The sequence below is a fragment of the Bradyrhizobium sp. SZCCHNR1051 genome (genome assembly GCF_032489615.1).
Taxonomy (GTDB): domain Bacteria; phylum Pseudomonadota; class Alphaproteobacteria; order Rhizobiales; family Xanthobacteraceae; genus Bradyrhizobium.
Map to the genome: position 1 here is coordinate 48,548 of NZ_JAUEYJ010000032.1, position 7,041 is coordinate 55,588.

Annotated in this window: 9 protein-coding genes; 3 read left to right on the top strand and 6 right to left on the bottom strand. The window is 63.5% G+C overall.

Annotated elements, in window-relative coordinates; all coding sequences use genetic code 11:
- Positions 1-10: 10 nt before the first annotated feature.
- The 6 genes from glyA to QW868_RS30855 all read right to left on the bottom strand — a co-directional run bounded on the left by glyA (position 11) and on the right by QW868_RS30855 (position 4,090).
- Positions 11-1,315: a serine hydroxymethyltransferase gene (gene glyA, locus QW868_RS30830; protein ID WP_315740224.1), complete on the bottom strand. Its 1,305-nt coding sequence runs from the start codon at positions 1,313-1,315 to the stop codon at positions 11-13.
- Positions 1,316-1,499: 184 nt separating this feature from the next.
- Positions 1,500-1,715 carry a hypothetical protein gene (locus tag QW868_RS30835; protein WP_315786314.1) on the bottom strand — a complete coding sequence of 72 codons (216 nt, stop codon included), beginning with the start codon at positions 1,713-1,715 and terminating at the stop codon, positions 1,500-1,502.
- A gap of 363 nt (positions 1,716-2,078) precedes the next feature.
- A complete protein-coding gene (locus tag QW868_RS30840) occupies positions 2,079-2,300 on the bottom strand; it encodes a hypothetical protein (RefSeq protein WP_315711437.1) in 222 nt (73 codons plus the stop codon).
- Between the two features lie 26 nt (positions 2,301-2,326).
- Entirely contained in the window at positions 2,327-2,542 is a 216-nt protein-coding gene (locus QW868_RS30845; RefSeq protein ID WP_315740226.1) for a hypothetical protein, read from the bottom strand.
- A gap of 207 nt (positions 2,543-2,749) precedes the next feature.
- Entirely contained in the window at positions 2,750-3,262 is a 513-nt protein-coding gene (gene ldtR / locus QW868_RS30850; RefSeq protein ID WP_008962376.1) for a transcriptional regulator LdtR, read from the bottom strand.
- A 360-nt stretch (positions 3,263-3,622) separates the two neighbouring features.
- Complete coding sequence (locus QW868_RS30855; protein WP_315740227.1) at positions 3,623-4,090, bottom strand: DUF6163 family protein; 468 nt, start codon at positions 4,088-4,090, stop codon at positions 3,623-3,625.
- Positions 4,091-4,306: 216 nt separating this feature from the next.
- Here QW868_RS30855 and hemB point away from each other — a divergent pair, with 216 nt between their 5' ends.
- From hemB to QW868_RS30870, 3 genes are all read left to right on the top strand, one after another.
- Positions 4,307-5,368 carry a porphobilinogen synthase gene (gene hemB / locus QW868_RS30860; RefSeq protein ID WP_315758572.1) on the top strand — a complete coding sequence of 354 codons (1,062 nt, stop codon included), beginning with the start codon at positions 4,307-4,309 and terminating at the stop codon, positions 5,366-5,368.
- A gap of 198 nt (positions 5,369-5,566) precedes the next feature.
- Positions 5,567-6,100: an RDD family protein gene (locus QW868_RS30865; RefSeq protein ID WP_315740229.1), complete on the top strand. Its 534-nt coding sequence runs from the start codon at positions 5,567-5,569 to the stop codon at positions 6,098-6,100.
- Between the two features lie 91 nt (positions 6,101-6,191).
- Positions 6,192-6,968 carry an arginyltransferase gene (locus tag QW868_RS30870; RefSeq protein WP_315827209.1) on the top strand — a complete coding sequence of 259 codons (777 nt, stop codon included), beginning with the start codon at positions 6,192-6,194 and terminating at the stop codon, positions 6,966-6,968.
- The last annotated feature ends 73 nt before the right edge of the window (positions 6,969-7,041 follow it).

Sequence of the window (7,041 nt, forward strand, 5' to 3'; positions counted from 1 at the left end):
GCGTTAAGCCTTACTGATAGATCGGGAACCGGTCGGTCAGCGCCTTCACCTTCTCCTTGACCGCAGCTTCCACCAGCGGCGCGCTGCCGTCCGGCGCCTGTGCGATCGCGTTCAGCACCTCGGCGATCAGGCTGCCGACCTGCTGGAATTCGGCGACGCCGAAGCCGCGGGTGGTCGCCGCGGGGGTGCCGAGACGCAGGCCCGAGGTGACGAACGGCTTCTCGGGGTCGAACGGGATGCCGTTCTTGTTGCAGGTGATGCCGGCGCGGACCAGCGCCTTCTCCGAGACGTTGCCCTTCAGGGCCTTGGGCCGGAGGTCGACCAGCATCAAATGGTTGTCGGTGCCGCCGGAGACGATGTCGAAGCCGTGCGCGCGCAGCGATTCCGCCAACGCCTTCGCATTCTCGACGATGTTCTTCGCGTAAGTCTTGAACTCCGGCCGCAGCGCCTCGGCGAAGGCCACCGCCTTGGCCGCGATCACATGCATCAGCGGACCGCCCTGCAGGCCCGGGAAGATCGCCGAGTTCAGCTTCTTGGTCAGCGCCTCGTCGTTCCAGAGGATCAGGCCGCCGCGCGGGCCACGCAGCGATTTGTGGGTCGTGGTCGTCGTGACGTGGGCATGCGGCACCGGCGAGGCATGTACGCCGCCGGCGACGAGACCGGCGAAGTGCGCCATGTCGACCAGGAGGTAGGCTCCGACGTGGTCTGCGATCTCGCGGAAGCGCTTGAAGTCCCACGGGCGCGAGTAGGCGCTGCCACCGGCGATGATCAGCTTCGGCTTGACCTCCTCGGCCTGCTTGGCGACCGCATCCATGTCGATCAGATGATCGTCACGGCGGACCGTGTAATGCGCGGCCTTGAACCACTTGCCGGACATGTTGACCGGCGAGCCGTGGGTGAGATGGCCGCCGGCGGCGAGGTCGAGGCCCATGAAGGTGTCGCCGGGCTGCAGGAGCGCCAGGAACACGGCCTGGTTCATCTGGCTGCCGGAGTTCGGCTGGACGTTGGCGAAATTGGCGCCGAACAGCTTCTTGGCGCGGTCGATCGCGAGGTTCTCCGCGACGTCGACCCATTCGCAGCCGCCATAATAGCGCGCGCCCGGATACCCTTCCGCGTACTTGTTGGTCATCACCGAGCCCTGGGCCTCCAGGACCGCCCGGCTGACGATGTTTTCCGAGGCGATCAGCTCGATCTCGTGCCGTTGCCGACCGAGCTCACCCTTGATGGCGGCGGCGATTTCGGGATCGGCCTCGGCCAGGGTGGCGGAGAAGAAGGAATCGACTGACGAGGCGGGCTTGGCGCTGGAAGCGGTCATCGGCGGAATATCTCCACGTCCGCAAGGCCTTAGGTGGCCTGCGGTCGGTTCAGTGAAGTCGGTCGGAAAAGACCCCTGCCCTTACCATATGGGCGGCGGCAGGCCAAGGGACAGGCCAAGCGGTTGCGGGTCAAACCGGATATTTGCGCCAGATATGGTGGACGAGGTCCGGTGCAAGCCCTGCTCAAGCCCCGCCGCAGGAGTGCCAGCTTTCCGACATCTGCCACGTTTCCTTGGTCCGGAGATTGGTCGCCTTGTAGACTTGCCCCCGATCATCGCCGGGCGGGCATTGCTTCGGCTTCCAGACGGTGCAGAGACGCACGGGATCGCCCAGTTTGGAATGGGCCACGGCGGCGTTCCACTCTGCGTCGATCTGCTCGGCACCGCTCTGGTACAGCACGTGCCTCCCCGGATCCATAATGGGATCACCATACTTGCCGCGCTTCTCGCCGCGCTTGAACGGGGTAGGCGACAGCGGCTCATCAAACCGATCAGCAATTTTCGTGATCGTCGTCGCTGCGCAGGCGCCTATTGTGGCCAGTGCTTCTCGACTGTTCGGTCCCTTCTGGGGTTAAACCGTCTCAGCCATACTCTTCGTGGGCAGGCTCAGCTCACCGCACGCGAAGGCCAAGATTCCTGCCACGACAATGACTCGGGACACCAAATGCATCGCCCCCCAAATACAAACAACCTGCATGAAACCGGACGGTCTCATACAGGTTGTGAGGCAAGCGCGCGGCGAGCAATGCCGCACCGAAAGACATCAGAGGCCGGTGTAGCCCGCCTTCACCGGATCGACGCGGCCATCGAGCTGACGCAGATAGGTCAGGCCGCATACCGTCAGGCGGTGCGGATCGCGCTCGCCGGCTTCGAACAAGGTCTGGATATAGGCGCTCACCTTGCGGCGCGCCTCGTCGCTCGCCGCGGCGGTGCGGTTCGCCAGCAGGTCGTAAGTGTGCATGATGCGATCGATGGCGGCTTCCATATCATCCCCTCTTGAACGTCAGGCCGTCAGGCAGACTTGAACATCGAGATCGCCTTGTTGGCGAGCTTGAGCTTGTTGAATTCTCCGCGGTGAATCAGCTGAACGATGATGTCGACAAGTCTCTCGTTCGGCGCGAACTCCTCTGGCAGCTCGCCGGAGAGACGCAGATAGTTGGAGGCGATGGCATAGGCATCCCCAACCATCGCCACGTTCATGACTTGCATTCCGGCATCGTGCAGCATGGTCCGACCTCCGGTCCAGGGACATAAGCCCAGGAGCCTCGATTGGTTCCAATTCGGACCGGGGTTTTTGCCAAGGTTTTTGCCAAGGCGAACAAGAAAACGCCGGCCCGAAGGGGCCGGCGCAAGAACGACTTCCAGACGATCAACGGCTGTCCGGTTTTGGCTCTCGATGTCTGAGGCCGGCTCAGCCGAAACGGTGAGACCGGCTCAGAGGCGATACAGGATCTGGTCGGTCCAGAACCGCTCGAGACGATGCAGCGACTTGTTGAGCGTGGAGAACTCCTCGCTCGAAATGCCGCCGACCTGCTCCACGGTCTTGACGTGCTTCTGATACAGCGAGTCGACGATGCGGCGGATCTCCTGCCCCTGCGGGGTCAGGCGGATGCGGACCGAGCGGCGATCGACGCGCGAGCGCTGGTGATCGAGGAAGCCGAGCTCGACCAGCTTCTTCAGGTTGTAGGAGACGTTGGAGCCGAGATAGTAGCCGCGCGTGCGCAGCTCGCCCGCGGTCAGCTCCTTGTCGCCGATGTTATAGAGCAGCAGCGCCTGGACCGAATTGATATCGGAACGACCACGGCGGTCGAACTCGTCCTTGATGACGTCGAGCAGACGGCGATGCAGCCGCTCCACCAGCGTCAGTGCTTCCAGATAGAGCGACTGCACGGTGCCGCCCTGGCCCGGCGCAGCAGTCTCCACGGCCGTCGCAACGGCTTTCATCATGACACTTCCCCTGTCGTCGTTTTTGTCGACTTATTCGACGAAACTTTTGTCCCGTCTGATAGAACGAACTTAAGGGGCGTGCTTTGAAGATCGCCTTAAATAAGAGCATAAAGAGAGAATGAATCGCGGAGAGTGAATCCTCTTTTAATTCAGTAATTACAGAGGCTTTTGCAAGAGTCCGTTGACGGTCGAGGGGCGATGTTCGCGGTTCGTTTCACCCACCTGTCGCATTACAAAACACGCTTGGGTAGCGCTGCTAAGGTCTCTGTAACAGCTGTGGCGGACGCTCTTAAGGTGTTCGAAACATTACTTGCATCGCGCTGAAAAGATTTACAGCGTGCAACGAATTTTCCGCACGACCTATGGTGGCCGCTCCCGGGCCGCCATCCAGGCCAGTACGAGGTAGGCGGCGAGCATGACCGCCTCGCCCGCGACCACCAGCAGATTGCCGCCATAGATGCCCGGGAACATGAGCTCGATGACCGCCATCGAGACGACCGTGGTGAGCCACACCACCGCGCCCCACGGCGTGGCCAGCCACAGGCCCACGGCGGCGACGAGCTCGATCACCGCGAAATAGACCGTCGCGGCCTGCCAGGCCATCGCCTGGTTCTCGAACGCGTCGTCCTCGCCGCCGATGAAGCCGGTCACCTGGGCCCAATGGTAAAGGCCCTTGGCGATCGAGAGCATGGCCATGACCCGCAGGAACAGCACGAGCCGCCGCGTCCAGACATTGTCGTCGCTCTCGCGCCGATCCGAGGACATGGCGGCAATCGACATGGCGGCGTTGTCACGCGCCAGATCTCGCGCCGAGGGAATCTCAGCCATGGCAGCTCGAGCAGAACAGGCGGGTCGTCATTGGGGCCTCTCAAGACCAGGAGCATGGCGATTCTTGGCCGGCCGGCACCGTGAAATCAACCGGGCCGGAAATCAACCGGGCCGCTTGCGTCAGGTCAAGTGACGGGCGACGGGCAAAGTGCTACAGATTGTTGGAATTACAACAAGTCAAAATCCGGCTCGCCGGTCAGCAAGGAGCCAGCCCTCATGGCGATCAAATTCGGGCGCCCGATCGACCTGCGCGACACCGCGCGCAATCCGGCCACTGGACTGACGCCGGCGCTCGACCTCACCATCCGTCCCCGCCGCAACCGCAAAGCTGAATGGGCCCGCCGGCTGGTGCGCGAGAACGTGCTCACGACGGACGATCTGATCTGGCCCCTGTTCGTGGTGCAGGGCGACCGGACCCGCAGCACCGTCGCCTCGATGCCGGGCGTGGAGCGGCTGAGCGTCGACGAGATCGTCCGCGACGCCGAGCGCGCCGCCAAGCTCGACATTCCCTGCATCGCGCTGTTCCCCTATACCGAGCCGTCGCTGCGCGACGAGCACGGCTCCGAGGCCTGCAATCCGGACAATTTGGTCTGCCAGGCGGTGCGTGCGATCAAGAAGGAGTTCCCGGAGATCGGCGTGCTCTGCGACGTCGCGCTCGATCCGTTCACCAGCCACGGTCATGACGGCCTCATCAAGGACGGCCGCATTCTCAACGACGAGACGGTCGCCGTGCTGGTGCGCCAGGCCCTGGTCCAGGCCGAGGCCGGCTGCGACATCATCGCGCCGTCGGACATGATGGACGGCCGGGTCGGCGCGATCCGCCAGGCCCTGGATCAAGCCGGCTTCCTCGACGTGCAGATCATGGCCTATGCGGCCAAATATGCCTCCGCCTTCTACGGCCCGTTCCGCGACGCGATCGGCTCGGCCAAGACGCTGACCGGCGACAAGCGCACCTATCAGATGGACAGCGCCAACTCCGACGAGGCGCTGCGCGAGGTCGAGCTCGACATCGCCGAGGGCGCCGACATGGTGATGGTGAAGCCGGGCATGCCCTATCTCGACGTCGTCAGGCGCGTGAAGGACACGTTCAGCATGCCGACCTTCGCCTATCAGGTGTCGGGCGAATACGCGATGATCACGGCCGCCGCCAACAATGGCTGGATCGACGGCGACCGGGCGATGATGGAAAGCCTGCTGGCGTTCAAGCGTGCCGGCGCCGACGGCGTGCTCACCTATTTCGCCCCGCAAGCTGCCGAGCGGCTGCGGCAGCAGCGTTGAGGAGGCGCTGGGATCTTTCCAAGACCCCCACGCTCCTTGAGCGCGCCGCTCCTTTCGCCTGCGCGGGCCGCCGGCTCGCGAAGTTCTGGCTTACAAGTCGCGAAATGGCCGGAAATTTGCCGCGCCCCGTGCAAGAACAGCCCTTGCAAGCGCAAGAGGGGTTCCCATGTCCTGGGTGCCAATCCGGAGGGCTTATTCATGGCGTATATGGGTTCAGGCGATAGCAATGGCGGTCCCGGTGCTCGGCCACACGCCTACGATCCCTATCAGCAGCCGGAATTGTTTCGCGGCGTGCTGACGCGGCGGATGATTGCGTTCCTGATCGATCTCCTGGTGCTCTCGGTCCCGGTGATCCTGGCGGTGATCTTCATTGCCGTGTTCGGCGTGGTCACGCTGGGTCTCGGCTGGGCGTTGTTCTGGCTGGTGTCGCCGGCTGCGGTGATCTGGGCCATCGTCTACTACGGCGCAACGATCGGCGGGCCGAACTCGGCGACGATCGGCATGCGGGTGATGGATCTGGAGGTACGGACCTGGTACGGCGCGCCGGGCTATTTCGTGCTCGGTGCCGTGCACGCGGTCTGCTTCTGGGTCTCGGTCTCGGCGTTGTCGCCGTTCGTGCTGCTGATTGGACTGTTCAACAGCCGCCGCCGGCTGCTGCACGATTTCGTGCTCGGTACCGTCGTGATCAACACGTCCGTGCGCTCGCAACTGACTGAACCGGCTCGCACCTGATGAGACGTCCGGTGGCACTGCAAAAGCGATTGACCGGCCGCCTCCGGAGCGCAATTCTGTTGATGATCGCCTCGGAGGCTCACGACGTTCCTTGACCCAGCATTCGCGTGACACCCCGCAATTCTACCTGACCGCGCCCTCGCCCTGCCCCTATCTGCCGGGGCGGCAGGAACGCAAGGTGTTCACGCATCTGGTCGGCGACAAGGCGACCGATCTCAACGACCTCCTGACCCATGGCGGCTTCCGCCGCAGCCAGTCGATCGCTTACCGGCCGGCCTGCGACCAATGCCGGGCCTGCGTGTCCGTCCGCGTGATCGCCAACGAATTCCGCCCCTCGCGCAACTTCCGGAAGGTGCTCGCGCGCAACTCCGATCTGGTCGGCGAGCAGCGCAGCGCCGTGCCGACCTCCGAGCAATATTCGATCTTCCGCGGCTATCTCGATCAGCGCCATCGCCATGGCGGCATGGCCGACATGACGGTGCTCGATTACGCCATGATGGTCGAGGACAGCCATGTCGAGACGAGAATCATCGAGTACCGCCGCCGCAATCTGAGCAACGGTCCGAACGCCAGGGGCGGCGAGTTGGTCGCGGTCGCCCTGACCGACGTGCTCAGCGATGGCCTTTCGATGGTGTACTCGTTCTTCGACCCGTCGGAGACCACGCGCTCGCTCGGCACCTTCATGATCCTCGACCACATCGCCCGGGCGCGGCGCCAGGGCCTGCCCTACGTCTATCTCGGCTATTGGATCGAGGGTTCGAAGAAGATGGACTACAAGAGCCGCTATCTGCCGCAACAACGGCTCGCGGCTGCCGGCTGGCTGCGCGTGGATGCCGAAGGCGACACCGCGCCCGAGCCGCAGGACTAGAGCATGCTGTTTTTATACGGAAACATATCCTGAGTTTCTGAGATAGTTGGCGCACTCCTTTTCCGAGAAGAGA